This window comes from Albidovulum sp. (genome assembly GCF_041919395.1).
Lineage (GTDB): Bacteria > Pseudomonadota > Alphaproteobacteria > Rhodobacterales > Rhodobacteraceae > Albidovulum.
Genome location: NZ_JAYRTX010000051.1, coordinates 1 through 22,478 on the forward strand (window position 1 = coordinate 1; position 22,478 = coordinate 22,478).

At 65.7% G+C, this 22,478-nt stretch carries 23 protein-coding genes and 1 pseudogene; 11 read left to right on the plus strand and 13 right to left on the minus strand.

Features of this window, described 5'->3' with window-relative positions; genetic code table 11:
* The first annotated feature begins 43 nt into the window (after window positions 1-43).
* Window positions 44-1,366, plus strand: coding sequence for a cytochrome b (gene petB / locus ACMUOO_RS10050; RefSeq protein ID WP_413855106.1), 1,323 nt, complete (start codon window positions 44-46; stop codon window positions 1,364-1,366).
* A gap of 18 nt (window positions 1,367-1,384) precedes the next feature.
* The gene (locus tag ACMUOO_RS10055; protein ID WP_301920362.1) at window positions 1,385-2,173 is read left to right on the plus strand and encodes a cytochrome c1; all 789 of its coding nucleotides are present in this window, start codon (window positions 1,385-1,387) and stop codon (window positions 2,171-2,173) included.
* 169 nt (window positions 2,174-2,342) lie between these two features.
* Here ACMUOO_RS10055 and dnaJ read toward each other — a convergent pair whose 3' ends face one another.
* Both dnaJ and dnaK read right to left on the minus strand, forming a co-directional pair.
* Window positions 2,343-3,512, minus strand: a complete 1,170-nt coding sequence (dnaJ, locus tag ACMUOO_RS10060; protein WP_413855108.1) for a molecular chaperone DnaJ — start codon at window positions 3,510-3,512, stop codon at window positions 2,343-2,345.
* A gap of 63 nt (window positions 3,513-3,575) precedes the next feature.
* A complete protein-coding gene (dnaK, locus tag ACMUOO_RS10065; RefSeq protein WP_301920364.1) occupies window positions 3,576-5,489 on the minus strand; it encodes a molecular chaperone DnaK in 1,914 nt (637 codons plus the stop codon).
* A gap of 164 nt (window positions 5,490-5,653) precedes the next feature.
* Between dnaK and ACMUOO_RS10070 the strand changes: the two genes are divergently transcribed.
* Complete coding sequence (locus ACMUOO_RS10070; RefSeq protein WP_301920365.1) at window positions 5,654-6,310, plus strand: alpha-ketoglutarate-dependent dioxygenase AlkB family protein; 657 nt, start codon at window positions 5,654-5,656, stop codon at window positions 6,308-6,310.
* Here the strand turns inward: ACMUOO_RS10070 and ACMUOO_RS10075 are convergent.
* Window positions 6,307-7,128: an ABC transporter permease gene (locus ACMUOO_RS10075; protein WP_301920366.1), complete on the minus strand. Its 822-nt coding sequence runs from the start codon at window positions 7,126-7,128 to the stop codon at window positions 6,307-6,309. The genes ACMUOO_RS10070 and ACMUOO_RS10075 overlap by 4 nt on opposite strands.
* Before the next feature lie 141 nt (window positions 7,129-7,269).
* Here ACMUOO_RS10075 and cysQ point away from each other — a divergent pair, with 141 nt between their 5' ends.
* The 7 genes from cysQ to ACMUOO_RS10110 all read left to right on the plus strand — a co-directional run bounded on the left by cysQ (window position 7,270) and on the right by ACMUOO_RS10110 (window position 15,391).
* Complete coding sequence (gene cysQ / locus ACMUOO_RS10080; RefSeq protein ID WP_301920367.1) at window positions 7,270-8,064, plus strand: 3'(2'),5'-bisphosphate nucleotidase CysQ; 795 nt, start codon at window positions 7,270-7,272, stop codon at window positions 8,062-8,064.
* Window positions 8,064-8,864 (plus strand): 3-deoxy-manno-octulosonate cytidylyltransferase, encoded by an 801-nt coding sequence (locus ACMUOO_RS10085; protein WP_301920368.1) that lies wholly within the window; start codon window positions 8,064-8,066, stop codon window positions 8,862-8,864. Before cysQ ends, ACMUOO_RS10085 begins: the two co-directional genes overlap by 1 nt.
* Window positions 8,865-9,135: 271 nt before the next feature.
* On the plus strand, window positions 9,136-10,029 hold the full coding sequence (gene galU / locus ACMUOO_RS10090) for a UTP--glucose-1-phosphate uridylyltransferase GalU (protein WP_301920369.1): 894 nt from the start codon (window positions 9,136-9,138) through the stop codon (window positions 10,027-10,029).
* Window positions 10,030-10,035: 6 nt separating this feature from the next.
* Window positions 10,036-11,025, plus strand: a complete 990-nt coding sequence (galE, locus tag ACMUOO_RS10095; RefSeq protein ID WP_301920370.1) for a UDP-glucose 4-epimerase GalE — start codon at window positions 10,036-10,038, stop codon at window positions 11,023-11,025.
* 194 nt (window positions 11,026-11,219) lie between these two features.
* A complete protein-coding gene (locus ACMUOO_RS10100) occupies window positions 11,220-12,230 on the plus strand; it encodes a glycosyltransferase family 2 protein (protein WP_301920371.1) in 1,011 nt (336 codons plus the stop codon).
* Entirely contained in the window at window positions 12,227-13,930 is a 1,704-nt protein-coding gene (locus ACMUOO_RS10105) for a beta-1,6-N-acetylglucosaminyltransferase (RefSeq protein ID WP_301920372.1), read from the plus strand. The genes ACMUOO_RS10100 and ACMUOO_RS10105 overlap by 4 nt, the downstream gene beginning before the upstream one ends.
* A 12-nt stretch (window positions 13,931-13,942) precedes the next feature.
* Window positions 13,943-15,391: a nodulation protein NodH gene (locus ACMUOO_RS10110; RefSeq protein ID WP_413855115.1), complete on the plus strand. Its 1,449-nt coding sequence runs from the start codon at window positions 13,943-13,945 to the stop codon at window positions 15,389-15,391.
* On the opposite strand, the gene ACMUOO_RS10115 is transcribed toward ACMUOO_RS10110, so the two are convergent.
* The 8 genes from ACMUOO_RS10115 to ACMUOO_RS10150 all read right to left on the minus strand — a co-directional run bounded on the left by ACMUOO_RS10115 (window position 15,360) and on the right by ACMUOO_RS10150 (window position 21,289).
* Window positions 15,360-15,824 carry a PTS sugar transporter subunit IIA gene (locus ACMUOO_RS10115; RefSeq protein ID WP_301920374.1) on the minus strand — a complete coding sequence of 155 codons (465 nt, stop codon included), beginning with the start codon at window positions 15,822-15,824 and terminating at the stop codon, window positions 15,360-15,362. The two genes, ACMUOO_RS10110 and ACMUOO_RS10115, sit on opposite strands and share 32 nt — an antisense overlap.
* A 36-nt stretch (window positions 15,825-15,860) precedes the next feature.
* Complete coding sequence (gene hpf, locus ACMUOO_RS10120) at window positions 15,861-16,436, minus strand: ribosome hibernation-promoting factor, HPF/YfiA family (RefSeq protein WP_301920375.1); 576 nt, start codon at window positions 16,434-16,436, stop codon at window positions 15,861-15,863.
* 116 nt (window positions 16,437-16,552) lie between these two features.
* The gene (locus tag ACMUOO_RS10125) at window positions 16,553-17,812 is read right to left on the minus strand and encodes a hypothetical protein (RefSeq protein WP_301920376.1); all 1,260 of its coding nucleotides are present in this window, start codon (window positions 17,810-17,812) and stop codon (window positions 16,553-16,555) included.
* Between the two features lie 11 nt (window positions 17,813-17,823).
* Window positions 17,824-18,585 (minus strand): LPS export ABC transporter ATP-binding protein, encoded by a 762-nt coding sequence (gene lptB / locus ACMUOO_RS10130; protein ID WP_291334437.1) that lies wholly within the window; start codon window positions 18,583-18,585, stop codon window positions 17,824-17,826.
* Entirely contained in the window at window positions 18,585-19,085 is a 501-nt protein-coding gene (gene lptA, locus ACMUOO_RS10135) for a lipopolysaccharide transport periplasmic protein LptA (protein WP_413855119.1), read from the minus strand. The genes lptB and lptA overlap by 1 nt, the downstream gene beginning before the upstream one ends.
* Window positions 19,085-19,693, minus strand: coding sequence for a hypothetical protein (locus ACMUOO_RS10140; protein ID WP_301920377.1), 609 nt, complete (start codon window positions 19,691-19,693; stop codon window positions 19,085-19,087). Before ACMUOO_RS10140 ends, lptA begins: the two co-directional genes overlap by 1 nt.
* Window positions 19,694-19,703: 10 nt before the next feature.
* Window positions 19,704-20,672, minus strand: a complete 969-nt coding sequence (locus ACMUOO_RS10145) for a KpsF/GutQ family sugar-phosphate isomerase (RefSeq protein ID WP_301920378.1) — start codon at window positions 20,670-20,672, stop codon at window positions 19,704-19,706.
* A 2-nt stretch (window positions 20,673-20,674) separates the two neighbouring features.
* A complete protein-coding gene (locus ACMUOO_RS10150; RefSeq protein WP_301920379.1) occupies window positions 20,675-21,289 on the minus strand; it encodes a ribonuclease D in 615 nt (204 codons plus the stop codon).
* A gap of 508 nt (window positions 21,290-21,797) precedes the next feature.
* On the opposite strand from ACMUOO_RS10150, the gene ACMUOO_RS10155 reads away from it, so the two are divergent.
* Window positions 21,798-22,022 (plus strand): Arm DNA-binding domain-containing protein, encoded by a 225-nt coding sequence (locus tag ACMUOO_RS10155; protein ID WP_367891229.1) that lies wholly within the window; start codon window positions 21,798-21,800, stop codon window positions 22,020-22,022.
* On the opposite strand, the pseudogene ACMUOO_RS10160 reads toward ACMUOO_RS10155, so the two are convergent.
* Window positions 21,998-22,150, minus strand: a pseudogene (locus tag ACMUOO_RS10160) (IS21 family transposase); the annotation flags it as partial. The gene ACMUOO_RS10155 and the pseudogene ACMUOO_RS10160 overlap by 25 nt on opposite strands.
* Window positions 22,151-22,225: 75 nt before the next feature.
* A partial coding sequence (locus tag ACMUOO_RS10165; protein WP_413855121.1) for an ATP-binding protein occupies window positions 22,226-22,478 on the minus strand: 253 nt, incomplete at its 5' end.

The following is a 22,478-nucleotide window of genomic DNA, read 5'->3' on the forward strand; positions in this document are numbered from 1 at the left end:
CACCGACGACACCACGATCAAACTCGGCTGAGGGGGCTGATCCATGTCCGGTATTCCGCACGACCACTACGAGCCGAAGACGGGGTTCGAGCAGTGGCTTCACCGTCGCCTGCCGATCGTCGCGCTTTCTTATGACACGCTGATGATCCCGACGCCCAGGAACCTGAACTGGTGGTGGATCTGGGGCATCGTCCTTGCCTTCTGCCTCGTCCTCCAGATCGCAACCGGCATCGTCCTCGCGATGCACTATACGCCGCATGTGGACATGGCCTTCGCATCGGTCGAGCACATCATGCGTGACGTGAACGGCGGCCATCTCCTGCGCTACCTGCACGCCAACGGCGCATCGCTCTTCTTCCTTGCGGTCTATATCCACATGTTCCGCGGCCTCTTCTACGGCTCCTACAAGGCCCCGCGCGAGGTGACCTGGCTTGTCGGCATGATCATCTATCTTTGCATGATGGGCACCGCCTTCATGGGCTACGTCCTGCCCTGGGGCCAGATGTCGTTCTGGGGCGCCACGGTGATCACCGGCCTCTTCGGCGCGATCCCGGGCATCGGCGCGCCGATCCAGACCTGGCTTCTCGGCGGCCCGGCGGTGGACAACGCCACGCTGAACCGCTTCTTCTCGCTGCACTACCTCCTGCCCTTCGTGATCGCGGCGCTGGTCGCGGTCCACATCTGGGCCTTCCACACCACCGGCAACAACAACCCGACCGGCGTGGAAGTGCGGCGCGCCTCCAAGTCCGAAGCCGAGAAGGACACGCTGCCGTTCTGGCCCTACTTCGTGATCAAGGACCTCTTCGCGCTGTCCTTGATCCTCGTGGTGTTCTTCGCGGTGGTGGGCTTCATGCCCAACTACCTCGGCCACCCCGACAACTATACCGAGGCAAACCCGCTGGTGACGCCCGCGCATATCGTGCCGGAATGGTACTTCCTGCCCTTCTACGCGATCCTGCGCGCCTTCACCTCCGACGTCTGGATCGTCATGCTGGCGAACTGGGTGACCTTCGGCATCGTCGACGCCAAGTTCTTCGGGGTCATCGCGATGTTCGGCTCGATCATCGTCATGGCACTGGTGCCATGGCTCGACACGTCGAACGTGCGTTCGGGCCAGTACCGGCCGATGTTCCGCTGGTGGTTCTACCTTCTCGTCATCGACTTCGTCGTGCTGATGTGGTGCGGCTCCCAGCCGGCCGAACCGCCCTACTCGATCATCTCGCTGATCGGCGCCGCCTACTGGTTCGCCTACTTCCTGGTGATTCTGCCGATCCTCGGCGTCATCGAGAAGCCGACGACGCCCCCCGCGACGATCGAGGACGACTTCAACGCGCACTACGGCGCCAAGACCCATCCGGCCGAGTAACGGAAAGGACCGATCGAGATGCTGAAGAGAATCGCAATCACGGCCGCTTCCGTCCTGGCGCTGTCCACCGGCGCCTTCGCGGCCGGCACGGGCGAGCAACACATCGAGGACATCGCCTTCTCGTTCGAGGGGCCGTTCGGCACCTATGACGAGCACCAGCTCCAGCGCGGCCTGCAGGTCTACACCGAGGTCTGCATGGCCTGCCACGGGCTGCGCTATGTCCCGATCCGCACGCTCGCGGACGAGGGCGGTCCGAACCTGCCGGAGGACCAGGTGCGGGCCTATGCCAAGCAGTTCACCATCACCGACAAGGAGACGGGCGAAGACCGCGAGGGCAGGGAAACCGACAACTTCCCGCGCAACCTCGATGCCGGCGCGCCGGACCTTTCACTGATGGCGAAGGCCCGCGCCGGGTTCCACGGGCCCTACGGGCTCGGCATCAACCAGTTCTTCCGCGGCATCGGCGGGCCGGAATACATCCACGCCATCCTGACGGACTACACCGAGGAAACCAAGGACGAGGCCGGTTCGACCTTCTACGAGAACCACGCCTTCTCGACAGGCTGGATTGCCATGCCACCGCCGCTCTCGGACGATCTGGTGACCTATGCAGACGGCACGCCCGCCACGGTGGACCAGATGGCGAAGGATGTCAGCGCCTTCCTGATGTGGGCCGCTGAGCCGAAGATGATGGAGCGCAAGCGCGCGGGCTTCGTCGCGGTGCTGTTCCTCGGCCTCCTGACGGTGCTTCTCTACCTCACCAACAAGCGGCTCTGGGCGCCCATCAAGGGCAAGAAGACCGTCTGAGTCAGGCTCCCTGACCGGGAATGCGAAACGCGCCCCCCTTGGGGCGCGTTTTCTTTTGCGACGATCGATGCCGAGCTTCAGGCTGCCGCGGGTCCCGCTGCCGGACCTGCGCTTGCGCTCCGGGCGTTCGTTCCCGCAACCGCTCCACTGGAGCGAATACAGACGGCGCTCACCCCTTCATCCCGTCCCAGAAGTTGCGGACCTTGGAGAAGAAGCTCGAACCTTCCGGGTTGTTGTCCTCGCTCAGCCGCTCGAACTCCTTCAGAAGCTCGCGCTGCTTCGACGTAAGGTTCACCGGCGTCTCCACCGCGACCTCGATCAGCATGTCGCCGATCCCGCCACCTCTGAGCGCGGGAATCCCCTTGCCCCTCAGCCGCATCTGCTTGCCCGTCTGGGTGCCCGCAGGAACCTTCACGCGGCTGCGGCCGCCGTCGATCGTCGGCACCTCCACTTCGCCACCCAGCGCGGCCACGATCATCGCGACCGGCACACGGCAGTAGAGGTTCACCCCGTCGCGCTGGAAAAGCGCGTGCTCGCGGACCTCGATGAAGATGTAGAGATCGCCCGCCGGCCCACCGCGCAGCCCCGCTTCGCCCTCGCCGGCAAGTCGGATTCGCGTACCCGTCTCCACGCCGGCCGGAATGTTCACCGAAAGCTGGCGCTCTTTCTCCAGCCTGCCGGCGCCGTGGCAGGACTTGCAGGGATTCTTGATCGTCTGGCCGGCGCCGCCACAGGTCGGGCAGGTGCGTTCGACCGTGAAGAAACCCTGGCTCGCCCTGACCTTGCCCATGCCAGAACAGGTCGGGCAGGTCTGCGGCTCTGCCCCGCCTTCCGCGCCGGTGCCGCTGCAGGCCGTGCAGGCGATCGAGGTCGGTACGCTGATGGATTTCTGGACACCCGCGTAGGCCTCCTCCAGCGTGACACGCAGGTTATAGCGCAGGTCGGATCCGCGCTGCGCGCGGGACCGTCCGCCTCCGCCCCCGGCGCGCCCGCCCATGAAATCGCCGAAGAGGTCCTCGAACACGTCCGAGAACGCGCTCGCGAAATCGCCCTGGCCATAGCCACCGCGCGGGCCACCGCGCGGACCGCCACCGCCCATGCCGCCCTCGAAGGCCGCATGGCCGAAGCGGTCGTAGGCCGCCTTCTTCTGTTCGTCCTTCAGGCAGTCGTAGGCCTCGTTCACCTCCTTGAACTGGGCCTCGGCCTCCGGATTGTCCTTGTTGCGATCGGGGTGAAGCTCCTTGGCCTTGCCGCGGTAGGCCTTCTTGATCTCGTCGGCGGATGACCCGCGGGAGCCGCCAAGAACGTAATAGTATTCGCTTTTCGCATTCTGCTGCACCTAGGGGGTAACGCGCGGGCCGGCCCGACCCCAGGTCGGGCCGGCCCCTTGGTTCCGGTCGCGTTATTTGCGCTTCTTGTCCTCGCCGAGGTCCTCGAAGTCTGCATCCACGATGTCGTCGTCGACGCCACGCGGGCCTTCGTCCTCGTCCGACGCGCTCGATTTCGCCTGCTCGGCCTTGTAGATCGCTTCGCCCAGCTTCATCGACGCATCCGTCAGGTTCTGGATGCCGCCCTTGATCTTGCCGGCATCCTCGGATTTCAGAGCCTCTTCCAGCGCACCGACGGCCAGCTCGATCGCCTCGACGGTCGATCCGTCGACCTTGTCGCCATGCTCCTCGATGGCCTTCCTCGTGGAGTGGATGAGGCTTTCGGCCTGGTTCCGCGCTTCCACGAGTTCCTTGCGCTTCTTGTCGCTTTCGGCATTGGCCTCGGCATCGCGGATCATCTTCTCGATGTCGTCGTCGGACAGACCGCCCGACGCCTGGATCGTGATCTGCTGCGCCCGGCCGGTGCCCTTGTCCTTTGCATTCACGCTGACGATGCCGTTGGCGTCGATGTCGAAGGTCACCTCGATCTGCGGCATGCCGCGCGGCGCCGGCGGAATCTCTTCCAGATTGAACTGGCCGAGAAGCTTGTTGTCCGCCGCCATCTCGCGCTCGCCCTGGAAGACCCGGATCGTCACCGCGTTCTGGTTGTCCTCGGCGGTCGAGAAGATCTGGCTCTTCTTCGTCGGGATCGTGGTGTTGCGGTCGATGAGGCGGGTGAAGACCCCGCCCAGCGTCTCGATGCCCAAGGACAGCGGCGTCACGTCGAGCAGCACGACGTCCTTCACGTCGCCCTGCAGCACGCCCGCCTGGATCGCAGCGCCCAGAGCCACGACCTCGTCGGGGTTCACCCCCTTGTGCGGCTCCTTGCCGAAGAAGTTCGTCACTTCCTCGATCACCTTCGGCATCCGCGTCATGCCGCCGACGAGCACGACCTCGTCGATGTCGCCCTTCGAGAGACCCGCATCCTTCAGCGCGTCGGCGCAGGGCTTCATGGACTTCTTGATGAGATCCGCGACGAGGCTTTCCAGCTTCGCCCGGCTCAGCTTCATCACCAGGTGCAGCGGCGTGCCGGTGTTCTTGTCCATCGAGATGAACGGCTGGTTGATCTCGGTCTGCTGGCTGGACGAAAGCTCGATCTTCGCCTTCTCGGCCGCTTCCTTCAGGCGCTGGAGCGCCATCTTGTCGCCGGTCAGATCGACCCCATGCTCCTTTTTGAACTCCTCGGCGAGGTAGTTCACGATCCGCATGTCGAAGTCTTCGCCGCCGAGGAAGGTGTCGCCGTTCGTCGATTTCACCTCGAAGAGGCCATCGTCGATCTCGAGAATCGTGATGTCGAAGGTGCCGCCGCCAAGGTCGTAGACCGCGATCGTCTTCGAGTCCTTCTTGTCGAGCCCATAGGCGAGCGCCGCGGCCGTCGGTTCGTTGATGATCCGCAGCACGTCGAGCCCGGCGATCTTGCCGGCGTCCTTCGTGGCCTGACGCTGGGCGTCGTTGAAGTAGGCGGGCACCGTGATGACGGCCTGGGTCACCTTCTCGCCAAGGTAGGATTCGGCGGTCTCCTTCATCTTCTGAAGGATCACGGCGGAGATCTGCGCGGGGGAGTATTTCTCGCCCTTCACCTCGACCCAGGCGTCGCCATTGCCGCCGTTGACGATCGAATAGGGGACGAGTTTCTTGTCCTTCTCGACCTCTGCATCCCCCATGCGGCGACCGATGAGGCGCTTGACGGCGAAGACGGTATTCGTGGGGTTGGTAACCGCCTGGCGCTTGGCTGGCTGGCCAACGAGGCGTTCGCTGTCCGTGAACCCCACAACCGAAGGCGTGGTGCGCGCGCCTTCCGAGTTCTCGATGACCCTGGGTTGCGACCCATCCATGATGGCGACGCAGGAGTTCGTGGTCCCGAGGTCAATCCCGATGACTTTGGCCATATGTGTAACCTTTCCTTCGGCGATGTGCTGGGGTCAGATCCGATTGCGGCCCCTGGCCCCGATCCCTTGACACTGGCCGGGTCGTCCGGCCGGTTCGTCGGGTATATAAGGAGGGGTCGGGGGCGCTGCAAGCGTCGGGGGTAGGCAAAAGTCAGGGCAAAACCGTGGAAAACCCGAAGGATTGTACGCAAGCGACCCGGACAGCAGCGCCGCGACCGGCCCCCACGGCCGAGGTCCGGGAGGCCGCGCTCCATGCCGGCTGGCTCGACCCGGCTGAACAGGCCGCAATCGTCACCGACATCCGCAAGGTCGTGGAGGCCGCCCCGCTCTTCTCGCCGCTCACGCCCTGGGGGAAACCCATGTCGGTCAGAATGACTTCGGCGGGCAAGTACGGCTGGTATTCGGACCGGAAGGGCTACCGCTACGAGGGCCATCACCCCTGCGGCACACCGTGGCCACCAATCCCGGACCGGGTTCTGGCGATCTGGCGTGCGTTCGTAAGCGCCGAAAGGATGCCGGACTGCTGCCTGGTGAACTTCTACGGCCCTGGTTCTAGGATGGGCCTGCACCAGGATCGGGACGAGGCCGACTTCCGCTGGCCCGTCCTGTCGGTCAGCCTCGGCGACGACGCCCGCTTCCGCATCGGCGGGACCGATCGCAGCGGGCCGACCGAAAGCGTCTGGCTGCGGTCGGGCGACGTGCTGGTTCTCGGTGGTGCCGCGCGCCTCGCCTACCACGGCATCGACCGCGTCGCCCCCGGCACCTCGACCCTCCTGCCGAAAGGCGGACGGATCAACCTCACGTTGCGCGTGGTCGACTAGCGTCCCGCCCCCCAGCTCAGCGAGGCATGCCGGCGGGTGTGGTATTCGCCGATGAGTCCGATCGCGAAAAGAACGACGGTCACATAGACTGGATAGGTCAGCGATGAATTGTGCGGGTTGTAGTTGATGAACGTGAAGCCGCGCGCCTGGTCGATGATGTGGAACAAGGGGTTCCAGTCGAAGATCTTCAGAACCGTGTAGCTTAGCGTGTTGGCCACGAACATCTTGCCCGAGGCAATCATGTTCATGCGGCTGTAGATGGTCTGGGCGATCCCGGCACCGGCAGGCCACCAGGGCTTCAACGCAAGTACGACCATCCCGGTGGCAAATCCGTTGGCCCAGGCCAGAAGCATCATCCCCATCGCGCCGACGGGGTCGTTGATGTGCACCGGCGTGACCGCGATATGATAGCCGCCGAGCACCACGAATATCGACAATACCTGCGTGTAAAGCGCGGCGAGTGCGGCCGAACTCATGGCGATGGCGGTATTCATCGGTGCGTGCAGCATCATGGCGGATGTCGGGCCTTCGGACCCGGCAACCGCCCCCATCGCCTTCACGTTGGTCATGAAGAGGAAGATGCCGGACATCAGGTAGAGCACGAAGTCGCCGCGGATCGCCGCCCCGCGCATCCCGACGAGCGTCATCATCGCGTAGAAGACACCGATGAAAATCAGCGTCTGGAGGACGTTGCTGATGAGCCCGAGAAGTGCATGGCGATGCCCCCGGCGGATCGCGCGGACCGTCGAATGGAAGATGAGGTCCAGGATCGCGAGAGCCGAGTTCAGCCCGGATTTCCGTGTCTCGACCCTGAACATCGCCCTTGTCGCCCGCCGATCCCGCTCTCGCCGCCCGATTTCTCGCAGGCAAACCTTGCCGTTCCTTTACCCCCCGATCATAAGGAGATGCGCTCGGCCGATCAACGCCGCCTGCGGTGCCCGCGCGAGGAGGAGCCTGCCTTGGACTTCGACCACCTGACCCATGTGATGCGCCGTCTCGCGCTCGACGCCGGCGACAAGATCATGCAGATCTACAACGCGCCCGATTTCGAGGTCCGCGCAAAGTCCGACGCGAGCCCGGTGACCGAGGCTGACGAGGCGGCTGATGCGCTGATCTCGGAAGGTCTGGCCGAAGCCTTTCCACAGATCCCGCTCGTGACCGAGGAACAGGCCGCCACGCACGCTCAGGCTGTCTCCACCTTCCTGATCGTCGATCCCCTGGACGGTACCAAGGAATTCGTCCAGCGGCGTGGGGATTTCACGGTCAATATCGCGTATGTGGAAGACGGCGTTCCGCTTCGCGGCGTCGTGTTTGCCCCCGCGAAGGGGCGGCTTTTCTACACACTCCCCGACGGCCGCGCTGTCGAGGAGGACGCACCTTTCGAGAAGGACATGGCCGGCCTGCAGCGCCCGATCGGCGTCGCCGTCCCGGACAACCGGGCGCTGATGGTCGTCGCGTCGAAATCGCACCGCGACCAGGCTACGGACGACTACATCGCACAATATGCCGTACGCGACATGACGAGCGCGGGCTCGAGCCTCAAGTTCTGTCTCGTTGCCACGGGCGAGGCCGACCTCTACCCGCGTCTCGGCCGGACGATGGAGTGGGACACGGCCGCAGGTGACGCTGTCTTGCGCGGTGCCGGTGGCGAAGTCGTGCGATTCGACGACCACACACCCCTCTCCTACGGCAAGCCGGGGTTCGAAAATCCCTTCTTCATCGCCTACGCGCCGGGCGTCCTTCTGGTGAAATAGTGTCTGTTCTCGTGGTCATCCCCGCCCGTCACGCATCCACCCGCTACCCGGGCAAGCCGCTCGTCGCACTGCGCGGCGCGGACGGACAGGCGCGCACCCTGATCCGGCGAAGCTGGGAGGCCGCAATGGCCGTGACGGGTGCGGACCGCGTTGTCGTCGCAACCGACGACGACCGCATCCGCATCGAGGCGGAGGGTTTCGGGGCGGAGGTCGTGATGACCTCGACGGCCTGCCGCAACGGCACCGAACGCTGCGCGGAGGCGCACGCGGCGCTCGGGGACCGATACGACATCGTCGTGAACCTGCAGGGCGACGCACCGCTGACCCCGCACTGGTTCGTGGAGGACCTTGTCACCGCCCTTCGCGCCGACGCGGAGGCCGAGATCGCGACCCCTGTCCTGCGCTGCGACGGACATGCGCTGAAGGGTCTTCTCGCCGACCGCCGCGCCGGCCGCGTCGGCGGCACCACCGCCGTCTTCGGCGCCGGCCGGCGCGCGCTCTACTTCTCGAAGGAAGTCATCCCTTACACCGGCACGACCTATGCCGAGGACGCGGCGACACCGATTTTCCACCATGTCGGAGTCTACGCCTACCGCCCGGCGGCGCTTGCCGCCTATCCGGGCTGGGACATTGGGCCGCTCGAGACGCTCGAGGGGCTCGAACAGCTCCGGTTCCTCGAACAGGGCCGCCCGGTTCTCTGCGTCGAGGTCGCCGCCCGCGGCCGGCAGTTCTGGGAGTTGAACAACCCGGAGGACGTGCCGCGAATCGAGGCGATGCTCGCCGCAATGGGAATGGCCTGAACGGCCCCCCGTAAGCCCCATCAGCGCCGCTTGCACCGTTGCACTGGCCGAGGGGAGATTCGCGTGAAGAATGCGCTCTTTTCCGGTAATCCATACTACAATGTGGTGTGAGTTCGGCGTACCGTTGCCGAAGCGGTTCTAATTTAGGCGTTTTTCCCCCTGATCCACCATCAATTCGTCTTATGTTTGTGCTAGGCGGGGGCCGCCACCTAGGATGTGGTGTCAGGTCGGGTTATACGGTCGCGCGACGACCGAAACGGATGGTGAAATCATGAAGCGTAAGGTGACGAAGGCTATTTTCCCGGTTGCGGGACTGGGGACGCGCTTTCTGCCGGCCACGAAGTCGATCCCGAAAGAGATCATGACGCTCGTCGACCGTCCGCTCATCCAGTACGCAATTGACGAGGCCCGCGCCGCCGGCATCAAGGAGTTCATCTTCGTGACCTCACGCGGCAAGTCGGCGCTCGAGGATTATTTCGACGCCGCCCCGGTGGTGGAGGCCGAGCTTCGCCGCAAGGGCAAGAAGGACCTCCTCGAGCTTCTCAAGATGACCAACATGGAGTCCGGCGCGATCGCCTATATCCGCCAGCAGAAGGCGCTCGGCCTCGGCCACGCCGTCTGGTGTGCGCGCCGGCTCATCGCGGACGAACCCTTCGCCGTGATCCTGCCGGACGACGTGATCGCCTCCGAAAAGCCCTGCCTTCAGCAGATGATGGAGGCCTACGCCGAGACTGGCGGCAACATGGTGGCAGCCATGGAAGTGCCGGCCGACAAGGCCTCGTCCTACGGCGTGCTCGACATCCGCGAAGACATGGGCGCACTGGTCTCGGTCAGCGGGATGGTCGAGAAACCGAAGGCACACGAGGCGCCGTCGAATCTCGCGGTGATCGGGCGCTACATCCTGACGCCGAGGATCATGGACAACCTCAACAAGAAGAAGTCGGGTGCCGCAGGCGAGATCCAGTTGACCGACGCCATCGCGACCGAGATCGCCGCAGCCAACAATGTCTACGGCTTCCGCTTCCGCGGCCAGCGGTTCGACTGCGGGTCGAAAGCGGGCTTCCTTCAGGCGACCGTTGCCTTCGGGCTTGCCCGCGACGATCTTCATGACGAGTTCGCTGCCTTCCTTCACGAGATGGTTTCGGTCCGCAAGGCAGCCGAATAAGCCGCGATGGCTGACCGCACCGTTCTCGTCACCGGGGGGGCCGGTTACATCGGCTCGCATGCATGCAAGGCCCTCAAAGCCGCGGGCTATGTTCCCGTGACGTTCGATAACCTCTCCACCGGCTGGCGCGATGCGGTGCGGTTCGGGCCGTTCGAGCAGGGCGATCTCGCGGACCCGTCCCGGCTCGCCGAGGTCTTCGCGCGGTGGCAACCGGCCGCGGTGATGCACTTCGCCGCGATCAGCCTCGTCGGCGAGGCCATGCGCGACCCGGGCACCTACTGGCGCGTGAACGTGACGGGCGCGCTGAACCTGATCGAGGCCGCGCTGGCTTCCGGCTGCCGCGATTTCGTCTTCTCCTCCACCTGCGCGACCTACGGCGACAGGGACGGCGTGGTGCTGGACGAAGATGCCGTGCAGACACCGCTAAATGCCTACGGCAAGTCGAAGATGGCGATCGAGCAGATGCTCGGCGACTTCGCCGCTAGCCACGGGCTCAACTCCGTCATCTTCCGATACTTCAACGTCGCCGGGGCCGACGCGGAGGGCGAGGTGGGCGAGTTCCACCGCCCGGAAACGCACCTGATCCCGCTGATGCTCGACGCGATCGCCGGCAAGCGGCCGGCGCTGACGGTCTTCGGCACGGACTATCCCACCCGGGACGGGACCTGCGTGCGCGACTATGTGCATGTCACCGATCTCGTCGATGCCCATGTCGCGGGCCTGCATTGGCTGGAATCCGGGCGCGGGAACCGCGTCTTCTGCCTTGGCACCGGCACCGGCTTCACCGTGCGCGAAGTGATCGCGCAATCGCGGAACGTGACCAACCGCGAAGTGCCGGTCGTCTGGGGCGACCGTCGCCCGGGCGACGCCGTGTCCCTCGTCTGCGGCAGCGAACGTGCGCGGCGCGAGCTTGGCTGGAAGCCAGCGCGCTCCACGCTGGCGACGATGATCGCCGATGCCTGGCGCTGGCACCAGACCGGCCACTACGAGACCTGAACGGCCGGGCCAACGCCCGCGGCATCGGGGCAAGGACACCGACAGCCCAGCGCGCGAGCCTGAGGCTTTCGGGTGCCGGAAAGGCAGTATCGTCAAGCACCTTGACGGCGAGCCGGTTCATATGCCTTTACGCTGTGCTAGGATCGCGGTGATAGCCTGCCCGAAGACCCGGGCACGCGGTGTGAAGGGACCGTATGCGTCTTTGGGAACGCTACCGGCTGAGACTTCGGCGCAAGCGGCTTCGGTTTCGCGCGTTCCGCAAGCGGCGTGAACTGTCGCCCGTCGCCGACCACACCGGCACACTTCGTCGGGACGCAATCCTTCTGGTGACCGTTCTGCGCAACGAGCGGATTCGCCTGCCCTTCTTTCTCCGCTACTACCGCGATCTCGGGATCAGCCACTTCCTGGTGGTGGACAACGGATCCGACGACGGATCGCGCGAATATCTGGCCGCGCAGGCCGACGTATCGCTCTGGACCACGCGGGCCAGCTACCGTGGCTCGCGCTATGGCGCGGACTGGATGAACTGGCTCCTGATGCGCCACGGCCGCGGCCACTGGATCCTGGCCGTCGACGTGGACGAGTTCTTCATCTACCCCTTCTCCGACTCCCGACCGATCCGGGCCCTGACCGACTGGCTTGATACCTCGGCCCGCCGCAGCTTTCCGGCGATGGTGGTGGACATGTACCCCAAGGGCCCGATCGACGCCGAGCCCTATCGCGAAGGCGCGAACCCGTTCGAGATCGCGAATTGGTTCGACAGCGGCAACTACATGATCTCGCGCAACCCGACCTTCGGAAACCTCTGGATCCAGGGCGGGCCCCGCGCGCGGACCATGTTCGCCGACCGCCCGCGCGAAGCGCCGTCCTTGAACAAGATCCCGCTGGTGAAATGGAACTGGTCGTACTGCTTCGTCAGCTCGACCCACATGCTCCTGCCCAGGGGGCTGAACCTCGTCTACGACGAATTGGGGGGTGAGCGGGCTTCGGGCTGCCTGCTTCACGCCAAGTTCCTGTCGCCCTTCACCGCCAAGGTCGCCGAAGAGCTTGAGCGGCGCGAGCATTTTGCCCAGAGCCGGGAATACATCGCCTACGCCGAGACCCTGCGGGAAAGCGGCGATCTCTGGTGCAAGTGGTCCGAGAAATACATCAACTGGCGGCAGTTGGAGATTCTCGGCCTCATGTCAAAGGGGAACTGGGCATGACCGCACCCCTGGGCTTCGTCATGCTCTGCCATACCGCGCTCCACCGGGCGGCCGAGGTGGCGCGCTTCTGGGCGGCGACCGGTTGCCCGGTGGTGATCCATGTGGACCGGCGGACCGGGGCTGCGGAGTACCGCAGGCTGGTCGAGGACATGGCCGACGTCGACATCGTGAGCTTTTCGCGCCGCTATGCCTGCGAATGGGGCACCTGGTCGCTCGTCGCCGCGACGCAGGCAGCCGCGACCCAGCTTCTGGCGCGCCATCCGGATGTGCGCCACGTCTATCTCGCCTCGGGCGCCTGCCTGCCGCTCCGCCCGGTGGAGGAACTCATCGACTACCTCGATGCGCGACCCCAGACCGACTTCATCGAAAGCGTCACCACCGCCGATGTCACATGGACCGTCGGCGGCCTGGCCGAGGAACGTTTCACCCTCAGCTTCCCCTTCTCTTGGCGCAAGCATCGGCGGCTCTTCGACTTCTACGTCGGCGCCCAGCGCCGCATCGGGCTCCGCCGCACGATCCCGAAGGGTCTTGTCCCCCATCTCGGCAGCCAGTGGTGGTGCCTGACCCGCCGGACCCTGTCCGCGATCCTCGAAGACCCCGACAGGGCCGAGCACGACGCATATTTCCGCCGCGTCTGGATTCCCGACGAAAGCTATTTCCAGACCCTCGCAAGGCTTTACTCCACCAGGATCGAGAGCCGGTCCCTGACGCTGGCGAAGTTCGACGTGCAGGGCAAGCCGCATACCTTCTACGACGACCACCTTCAGCTTCTGCGCCGCTCGGACTGCTTCGTCGCCCGCAAGGCCTGGCCGCAGGCCAATAGGCTCTACCGCACCTTCCTTGCCCCGCCGACACCTGGCGGAACCCGGGCGGAACCCAATCCCGGAAAGATCGACCGGCTCTTCGCCAAGGCGGTCGAGCGGCGGACTCGCGGGCGTGCGGGGCTTTACATGCAAAGCCGCTTTCCCCTGCAGGACCACGAGAACGGCAAGACCAGCGCGCCCTATTCCGTCTTCCACGGATTTTCCGACCTCTTTGAGAATTTCGACATCTGGCTGTCGAAATCCGTGGGAAGCCGCGTCCATGGCCATCTCTTCGCCCCCGGAAGGGCCGAGTTCGCCGGCGGCGAGACGGTCTTCAACGGCGCGCTCTCCGACTGCGCGGCGCTCAGGGACTACAACCCGAGGGCCTTCCTGACCAACCTGATCTGGAACACGCGCGGCGAACGCCAGTGCTTCCAGTTCAGCCCGCGCGACAACCAGGACTGCAACTGGTTCATGGCCACCGACCCCAATGCCCAGATTTCCGTAGTCTCGGGAAGTTGGGCGGTCCCGCTGTCGCGCGCCAACCTGAACTTCTCCGACATCCGCAGGGAAGCGGCGCGGCTGCAGCGGATCGAGACCGAGCATCTGAAGATCCTGCGCACGATGTATGTGAAGGCCCGCGTCCGCATCTGGACGATGGCGGAGTTCATCGAAAACCCGATGGAACCCCTCCAGGCAATCCTCGACGAGATCAGCCCGCGCTCCGCTCGACCTCTGACCGAGGCGCCGAAGCTGGTGGACCTCACGGGCTTCGGCCAGTTCCTGCAGAACCTGAAGAACCAGGGGATGATGCCGACCCTCATGGGCGACTTCGCCGTGACGGACGAGCCGCAGCCACCGGCCCGCGACCGTGGGCGGCCGTATCTCGTGCGCTAGGAGGGGCCGCGCATGGAACGGCGCTTCGACAGCTTCGTGATCTTCGCCGAGATGCGTACCGGCTCCAACCTCCTGGAGGCGACGCTGGCGCAGGTGCCGGGCATCGTCTGCCATGGTGAGATATTCAATCCCGACCACTTGGGCGGCCCGGCCGTGACCGAGGTGCTGGGGGTTACGATGGCCGACCGCATCGCCGATCCGTCCGCGCTTCTGGACCGGGTGCGCGCCGCGCCGGGGCTGAACGGCTTCCGGTTCTTCTTCGACCACGAACCGCGGGTTCTCGACGCGATCCTGACCGATCCGCGTTGCGCCAAGATCGTGCTCACCCGCAATCCGGTGGATTGCTACATCAGCCTCAAGATCGCCTACAACACAAAGCGCTGGCGGCTGACCGACGTGATGGACAGGATCGTCTGGAAGCCGCCGTTCAAGCCGGCGGAGTTCGAGGCCTTCCTCGCCGAACGGCAGGCGTTCCAGCTTCGCCTCCTCAACGCACTGCAGGTTACCGGCCAGACGGCCTTCTACCTCGACTACGAGGATTCCCTGCGGGTCGACGTCGTGAACGGCCTGCTTTGCTTCCTCGGACTCGACGATCGGCTGGAGGCAATCTCGGCCGAACTTGTCCGGCAGAACCCCGAGGAGATGGCCGACAAGGTGCGCAACTTCCCCGAGATGGAGGAGGCGCTGGCGCGGATCGACTGGGCGAGCCTCGCCCGCACCCCGAATTTCGAGCCGCGTCGCGCGCCCGGCATCCCGCGCGCGGTTGCCGCGAAAGGCGCGCCCCTGCTCTACCTGCCGCTGCCCCCCTTCCGAGACGCGCATGTGCGCGCCTGGCTTGCGGCGCTCGGCTCCGGCGGACTGGAGGAGGGTTTCACCCAAAAGACGCTGCGCCAGTGGAAGCGAGGCGCGACCGGCCACCGCAGCTTCACCGTCCTGCACCACCCGCTTGTGCGTGCGCACGATGCCTTCGTGGCGGTGATGACGACGGACGGCCACGCCGACCTGCGCCGGCGACTGAGGGCGCACTACGCCGTGCCGATCCCCGCGGAGGGCGAGATCGCCGGCATCACGGCCGGGGACTGGCGCACCGCCTTCGCGGGCTTTCTCGGCTTCGTGAAGGCCAACCTCGCCGGCCAGACCGGGCTCCGGCAGGAGGCGGTCTGGGCAACCCAGTGGTCGCTCGTGGTCGGGCTCGCGGGGTTCGCCGCGCCCGACCTTCTCGTGCGCGAGGATCGCCTGGCGGAGGATCTCGGCTATCTCGCCGAAACCGTCGGCGTTTCAGCCATTCCGCCGCCGCCCCTGCCAACGGATCCCGCGCCGGTGACCCTTGCCGACATCCACGACCGCGAACTCGAAACGCTCGCGCGGGACATCTACCGGCGGGATTACATGAGTTTCGGCTTCGGCGCCTGGAAGGCGCCGAAACGGGTCAGGCGGCCTGGCTCGACCGCGCCTCGGTAAGCACGGCATGCAGCGCCGCCGGGTCGCTGTTCGCCCGGAGCTTCGCGCAGGTCCCCGGATCGCGCAGCGTACGCGAGGCCAGCGCGAGCGCCTTGAGATGGTCGACACCGGAATCCTTCGGCGCGAACAGCGCGAAGATCAGGTCCACCGGCTGCCGGTCCACTGCGTCGAAGTCGAGCGGCTTTTCCAGCCGCAGGAATACGCCGACCACATGATCAAGGCCGTGAAGCCGTGCATGCGGCAGGGCGACCCCGTGACCGACGCCGGTCGGCCCGAGGCTTTCGCGTTCCTGCACAGCGTCGATCGTCTCGGTCGCATTCAGCCCGTAGACGGCATGCGCGATCTCCGCGAGGTCCTGGAAAAGACGCTTCTTGCTGGTGGCATGTCCGAGCACCCGGACAGCCGCCGGCTTGAGCAGAGTTGTGAGGTCCATATCCCTACTTTTTCCCGCGCCGGTCGTCCCGGCGTCCTAGCTGCTGGCCGACGGATCGATCCAGCCCACGTTCCCATCGTCACGGCGGTGAACCACATTCACGCCACCATTCTTCTCGTTGCGAAAAACCAGGAGAGGCGCACCTGCAAGCTCCATCTGCATCACCGCCTCACCGACCGACAGCGAGGGAATCTTCGTCTCCATCTCGGCGATGATGATCGGTTGCAGGCTTTCGGGCTCCGATTCCTCAGGTCCTTCGTTCGAGGCGAGCACATACATGGGCGCCCCCGCGAATTCAACCGGTTCGCTGCGTTCGCGGTGGTGGTCCTTCAGCCTGCGCTTGTAGCGGCGCAACTGCTTGTCCATCTTTTCCCGGCAGGCTTCGAAGGCGGCATAAATCTCCGTCGCCCCGCCCTTGGCAGACGCCGTCAGGCCGGTAGATAGATGCACCGTCGCCTCGCAGAGAAACTCGTAGGCGTTACGGGAAAAGACGACGGTGGCGTCGGTGGGACGCTGCGAATACTTCTCGACGGTCTGCCCGAGCTCGCTTTTGACATGAGTCTGCAAGGCGTCGCCCACATCGATCTGCCGGCCACTGATCTTGTAACGCATGACACCTCCATGGGTTGAAAGCCGGATTCAGCCCTTGCGCCGCAGGCGGCGCGGGATCCTCGGGTCCGGCAGTGGGGATTGCTCTCGGTTCCGAAATCGTGACACGGAATGGGCCCTCACTTGGCCTTCCGGCGCTTTCGCCCGAACGATGACGGTATGCGCATGCATTTGCGGTATTTGGCGACAGTTCGGCGCGCGATGTCAACGCCCTCCTTGTTCAACTGGGCGCTAAGACCTTCGTCGGCAAGGGGTGCGTCCGCCGATTCCTGGTCAATCATCTCGCGGATGCGGCGCTGCACGTCGAACGGCGACATTGCACCTGCCGGGCCATTGAGGGCCCGAGAAAAGAACATGGAGAGCGGGTAGACCTTGCTGCCGGCAAGAAGCGCCTTGGCGGCGATGGTCCTGCCGAGCGTCGAGGGGTGCATGGCCAGCGACGCGGCCGCCTCGGCGCGCGTGATGGGATGGATGTTTTCCTGCCGACCGACGAAGAAAGCCGACTGCACTTCGGCAATGTGCCGCCCGATCATCAGCAGCGTCTCGCGCCGGGCGCTCACCGCAGCGGCCATCCGGCGGGCGCGGTCATGAAGCGCCCGGAGTTTCTCGCCGTCGAGCGACCCGCGCTGCACCGGCATCACCGAAACCGAGGGGAGCGCACCGGGAAGCAGCGACACCATGACACCGCCCTGCGGTCCAACCTCCACGGCAAGCTCCGGGATCACGACGTCGACCCGGGCGCTCTCCTCGCCCAGGGGCGCGGACCCGAAGCCACGCAGCAGCAAAGCGATCCGTTCCAGCACCGGCTGCGGCTGGCCGAGGTCCCGCCGGAGCCGGGCCCATCGCCCTTCGGCGAAGTCATTGAGCCTCTGCGTGGCCGCATGTGCGAGTGCAGGTTCGATGCCGGCATCGGCGAGCTTCAGTTCCAGGCATTCCGCAAGGTCGCGCGCTCCGACACCCGGCGGCTCGCAGGCCTGCAGCGCCCGCAGCCCGGCCTCCAGCACCGCGAGCGGCGCGCCGGTATCAGCGGCGACTTCCGCGAGCGTCACGTCGAGATAGCCGTCCTCTCGGAGTTCCGTGACCAGGTAGTTGGCGGCAGCCACCGTGGCCGGATCGAGCCGCTGCAGCGCGATCTGCCGGCTAAGGCTCTCGCCAAGGCTTTCCTGCGCGGCGGTGACGCTCAGTGCGTAGTCATAGGCGCTGCCGCTGCCGCCGGTTCCGGCCTCGATCACCAGGAAGGGGTTTTCCTCGGCCTCTCGCGCGATCGCCTCGGCCGCGGCCTGCGTCGGCATCCGGAGGAGCGCGAGCGATTGCCGCATCCCCTCGGTCAGGGAAATCCCCTGGCGCTGGACGAGTCCGAGACCTGATTTCGGCGGCACCTGCCGTCCCCTCAGAGGATGCGGAAGTTCTGGCCCAGATAGACCCGCCGCACGTTCTCGTCCCGAACGACCTCCTCGGCCGTCCCGCTCATCAGGACGACGCCGTCGTGCAGGATGTAGGCGCGGTCCACGATCTCCAGCGTCTCCCGCACATTGTGGTCGGTGATGAGAACGCCGATGCCGCGGGTCTTGAGGTCATGGACGAGGGTGCGGATGTCGCCGACCGATATCGGGTCAACCCCCGCGAAGGGCTCGTCGAGCAGGAGGTACTTGGGGTTCGCCGCCAGACAGCGCGCGATCTCAACGCGCCTCCGCTCGCCGCCGGAAAGCGCCAGCGCGGGCGCGCGGCGCAGGTGGGTGATCGAGAAGTCGGACAGCAGTTCCTCAAGCCGCTCGCGCCGCTTGTGGACATCGGGCTCGGTGATCTCCAGCACGGCGAGGATATTGTCCTCGGCCGAAAGTCCACGGAAGATCGACACCTCCTGCGGCAGGTATCCGATGCCAAGACGCGCACGGCGATACATCGGCAGGCCCGTCACGTCGCGCCCGTCGATCAGGACCTGGCCCGCGTCGGGCGCGATCAGGCCGGCGATATTGTAGAAGCACGTCGTCTTGCCCGACCCGTTGGGCCCGAGCAGCGCCACGACTTCGCCCCGCGCGAGTTCCAGAGAAACGTCGCGGATCACCGGCCGGCGCCGATAGCTCTTGCGCAGGTGCAGGACCTTCAGCCCCGCCCCGCCCTCGGCCACGGTCAGTCCATGGGCACGTGCCATCAGTTGCCCCCGGGCTGGAGGATGGTCTTCACCCGGCCCTCCATCTTTCCGGTACCGCTGGTCAGATCGACTACGAGTCTTTCGCCGGCGATGGTGCTGGCGCCCTGCGTCAGAAGCACGTCGCCCGTCATCTCCACGGCACCCGACTCGATGGTGTAGACGGCATCAGCCGCCTCGGCGGCGTCCTTGCCGCTCACGAGCGTCACCCGGCCACTGGCATGAAGCCGCTCGATGCGGCTCCGCTCGGCATTGCCGTAGATGACCTCGACGCGGTCGGCCGATAGCCGCATCTCGCCCTGGACCACCAGCACGTTGCCGCTGAAGGTTGCGGCGCCATCGGTCTGGTTGACGCTGAGCACATCGGCGGTCACCTCGACAGGCAGCGACGTATCGGCCCGAAGACCGCCGAAGGCCACCTCGGCCCCCTGCGCGCGCGCAATCCCGGGCGCGGCCATGGCCAGCACCAGCGCGACACCGAGGGCACGGGGGGAAAGCGTCATCACGGGTCCTTCTTCGCAGGCTGATATACCAGCTTCACGCCGCCGGTGAAAACCATCACGTAGCCGGGGACTTCGGCATCCTGATGGCGGATATCCATCTGTCCGGCGTCGATCGTGCCGTAAGGCGCCACGACGCGCACCGCCCCTTCCGAATGAAGCTCTGTCCGGTCCAGCGCGCTGTCAAGCCGCGTCGCGGTCACGTGATACCCGGTCGAGGTCGCGATCTCCACGGCGCCGGCAAGGACCAGTCGCCCGGCGGCATCGTTGAGCGACCCTTCGTCGGCGGCGAGCGTGATCACCATTCCGTCCGGCGCTTCGTAGCGGGCGGCAATCGTGTCGGCGGCCGCGGCGCCCCCCTCCGTTCCCGGTCGGGCCACGGCGGCCTGGACAGTCACCGCGGCGCCATCCTCCGTCACGCCGGCATACTCCGGCGCCGTCAGACGCTGGTTCCGGGCGAGATCCTCCACATCGACTTCGGCGTAGGGAAGCGCGGCATCGGTATCGATCCGGCGCGAAAGCAGAAAGAGCGTGGACAGGAGCGCCAGCGCGACCAGCGGCAGGATGATCTTCAGCCAGAAGACCACCCGCGAATGGATGTTGTCGCGCACTGCCGCGCCCTCAGACGACGCCTGCGCGCAGGCAGTCGTGGATGTTGAGGATGCCGGCCGCCCGGCCGTCTCCGGCGGGATCGACGACGAAGAGACAGGTGATCTTGCGATCCCGCATGATCGCGACGGCGCTTTCGGCCACCTGGTCGGGCGCGATGGTGCGCGGGCCCTTCGTCATCACCTCGCCCGCCGTCCGGTCGAGAAGCCCCGCCAGATGGCGGCGCAGGTCGCCGTCGGTGACGATGCCGACCAGCCGGCCCGCCGGATCGGTTACGCCCACCACGCCGAAGCCCTTGCGGCTCATCTCGACCAGCGCCTCTCCCATCGGCGTGCCCTCGACCACGAGCGGCAGCGCCTCCCCCCCATGCATGAGGTCGGCGACCTTGAGGAGTTTCGCCCCGAGCTTGCCGCCCGGATGGAAGGTTCGGAAATGGTCCGGCGTGAAGTGCCTGTGCTCCATCAATGCGACCGCGAGCGCATCGCCGAGCGCGAGCGTCATCGTGGTGGAGGTTGTCGGAACAATGCCGGTCCCGCACGCCTCCTCGGCCTGCGGCAGCAGAATCGCCACGTCCGACTGCCGGAGAAGGGTCGACTCCGCCTGGCTCGCCACGCCGATCAGCGGGATGGCGAAGCGGCGGGTATGGGCGACGATGTCGGAAAGCTCGGGCGTCTCGCCCGAGTTGGAGAGCACCAGGGCCACGTCCGCCTCGGTCACCATGCCGAGGTCGCCGTGGCTCGCCTCGGCCGGATGTACGAACTGCGCCGGCGTGCCGGTGGAGGCGAGGGTCGCCGCGATCTTCCGGCCGACATGCCCCGACTTGCCCATGCCCGACACGATGACGCGGCCCTTGGCCTTCAGGATCACCTCCACTGCCTCGGCGAAGCTCGGGCCGAGCGTTTCGGAAAGTGCCGCGAGGCCCCGCGCCTCGATGGCGATGACGCGGCGGGCGGTGTCGATGAGGGTTGCGCGATCCGGCATGGTCAGTGGGTGAAGATGTCGGCCGTGTCGCCCCAGCCCATGAGGTCGAGCTCGGCCCGGACCGGCAGGAAATCGAAGCAGGCCTGGGCGAGGGCCGTGCGCCCCTCGCGCGCCAGCCGGGCGTCCAGTTCGGTCTTCAGCCGGTGGAGATAGAGGACGTCCGACGCGGCGTAGTCGAGCTGCGCCTCGGTCAGCGCCTCGGACCCCCAGTCTGATGTCTGTTGCTGCTTGGAGACATCGACGCCCAGGAGTTCCTGCAGGAGATACTTGAGCCCGTGCCGGTCGGTGAAGGTGCGCACCATCTTCGAGGCGATCTTGGTGCAATAGACCGGGGTCGTGGTCACGCCGAACGCGGACTTCAGTGCGGCGATGTCGAACCGGCCGAAGTGGAAGAGCTTCACGACCTGCGGGTCTGCGAGCATCCGCGTCAGGTTGGGTGCCGTCACCTGGCCCTTGGCGATCCGCACCAGATGGGCATCCCCGTCGCCCGCGGAAAGCTGCACGACGCAGAGCCGGTCGCGTCGCGGATCGAGACCCATCGTCTCGGTGTCAATGGCGACCACCGGGCCAAGATCGATCCCGTCGGGAAGGTCGTGCTGGTGAAGATGTATCGTCATGGGGGGCCTCGGCGGGGCGGGCGGGCAAATGCTCGCCCGGGTCTCCTGCTAGTTAGGCCAATTGCCGGCCGCGCTCAATGGTGCCGCCGGAACCTTGGCGATTGGCGGCGCAAAGGCGCAACGGCCGCCCGAGTCACCGGACGGCCGTCGGCACCTTGCCACCACGCTCTCATTCAACATTCCGGCCCCGGGGCCCCCCAGCCCGTGGGACTTCCACAGACTTGCCCCCAATCGCCCACCCGAGACGATTGGGGGTCAGTCCGGAAACAAATGCCGTCCGTTCGAAATACTTCACGTAGAATTCTTAACAATCACTACCACTTACACGTGTATAAAACCACAACGCGCGGCGATTCTGGAACTTGTCTTTTTCGGCAAGTCCCTCGATCGGATTTGGCAACGACACGGATATTTCACTGGGGATTGTTGCTTGTGGAGCATCTATGGAGACGGCCCCCGGGACACTATCCCCAAGGGTGACTGAGGATTGAGTTAAGGAGCCATGGCGATGCGGGCCCTGAATCGACTCAGCGCAAGAGGAGCAGGCACGCTGGAGCCCGGCAAACATGCCGATGGCGGCGGGCTGTGGCTGGTCAAGGATCATCCGACCCGCGGCAAGTGGACCCTGCGTGTCACCATCCACGGAAGACGGCGTGAAATGGGTCTCGGCCCCTTGCCGGCAGTGTCGCTCGCGGAAGCACGACGTCTCGGCACCATGAAGTTGCGCCGATAGTAACCGACCAGGCCTTCGACCGCCTCCTTGTCTTTCCCCTTGCCTGGGCGTCCATATCTGTCCCGGTAGAGATAATGGGAGAGCAACCCGCTGAAGAGCGTGGCCCGCTTGCGCGTCCCGTCGGGCAGGTTTGTTGATTTCCACTCAGAACTGAGCCGGGTTTTCCATCGAGAAGTGAGCCACCTCTGACTATGGATATCGGTTCATGCTGGGGTCAAGGCATGGTTTGTCACCTTCTTCTTCCGGGCGGCTGCGGCTGAGCTGGCCTTGAAGTGGAAGCTGTCGTTTCCGGTCTCCAGGATGTGGCAGCGGTGGGTGAGGCGGTCGAGCAAGGCGGTGGTCATCTTGGCATCGCCGAAGACCGTGGCCCATTCGCTGAAGCTGAGGTTGGTTGTGATGACGACGCTTGTGCGCTCGTAAAGCTTGCTCAGCAGGTGGAAGAGCAGCGCCCCACCC

Bases quoted from the DNA above. Each gene is read 5' to 3' on its own strand.
- ACMUOO_RS10100 (WP_301920371.1), top strand. From the start codon at position 11,220: ATGCGTCTTTGGGAACGCTACCGGCTGAGACTTCGGCGCAAGCGGCTT.
- ACMUOO_RS10075 (WP_301920366.1), bottom strand. From the start codon at position 7,128: ATGTTCAGGGTCGAGACACGGAAATCCGGGCTGAACTCGGCTCTCGCG.
- ACMUOO_RS10155 (WP_367891229.1), top strand. From the start codon at position 21,798: ATGCGGGCCCTGAATCGACTCAGCGCAAGAGGAGCAGGCACGCTGGAG.
- petB (WP_413855106.1), top strand. From the start codon at position 44: ATGTCCGGTATTCCGCACGACCACTACGAGCCGAAGACGGGGTTCGAG.
- galU (WP_301920369.1), top strand. From the start codon at position 9,136: ATGAAGCGTAAGGTGACGAAGGCTATTTTCCCGGTTGCGGGACTGGGG.
- lptA (WP_413855119.1), bottom strand. From the start codon at position 19,085: ATGACGCTTTCCCCCCGTGCCCTCGGTGTCGCGCTGGTGCTGGCCATG.
- ACMUOO_RS10150 (WP_301920379.1), bottom strand. From the start codon at position 21,289: ATGACGATACATCTTCACCAGCACGACCTTCCCGACGGGATCGATCTT.
- ACMUOO_RS10145 (WP_301920378.1), bottom strand. From the start codon at position 20,672: ATGCCGGATCGCGCAACCCTCATCGACACCGCCCGCCGCGTCATCGCC.
- dnaK (WP_301920364.1), bottom strand. From the start codon at position 5,489: ATGGCCAAAGTCATCGGGATTGACCTCGGGACCACGAACTCCTGCGTC.
- ACMUOO_RS10110 (WP_413855115.1), top strand. From the start codon at position 13,943: ATGGAACGGCGCTTCGACAGCTTCGTGATCTTCGCCGAGATGCGTACC.
- lptB (WP_291334437.1), bottom strand. From the start codon at position 18,585: ATGGCACGTGCCCATGGACTGACCGTGGCCGAGGGCGGGGCGGGGCTG.
- galE (WP_301920370.1), top strand. From the start codon at position 10,036: ATGGCTGACCGCACCGTTCTCGTCACCGGGGGGGCCGGTTACATCGGC.
- ACMUOO_RS10115 (WP_301920374.1), bottom strand. From the start codon at position 15,824: ATGGACCTCACAACTCTGCTCAAGCCGGCGGCTGTCCGGGTGCTCGGA.
- ACMUOO_RS10105 (WP_301920372.1), top strand. From the start codon at position 12,227: ATGACCGCACCCCTGGGCTTCGTCATGCTCTGCCATACCGCGCTCCAC.
- ACMUOO_RS10055 (WP_301920362.1), top strand. From the start codon at position 1,385: ATGCTGAAGAGAATCGCAATCACGGCCGCTTCCGTCCTGGCGCTGTCC.
- hpf (WP_301920375.1), bottom strand. From the start codon at position 16,436: ATGCGTTACAAGATCAGTGGCCGGCAGATCGATGTGGGCGACGCCTTG.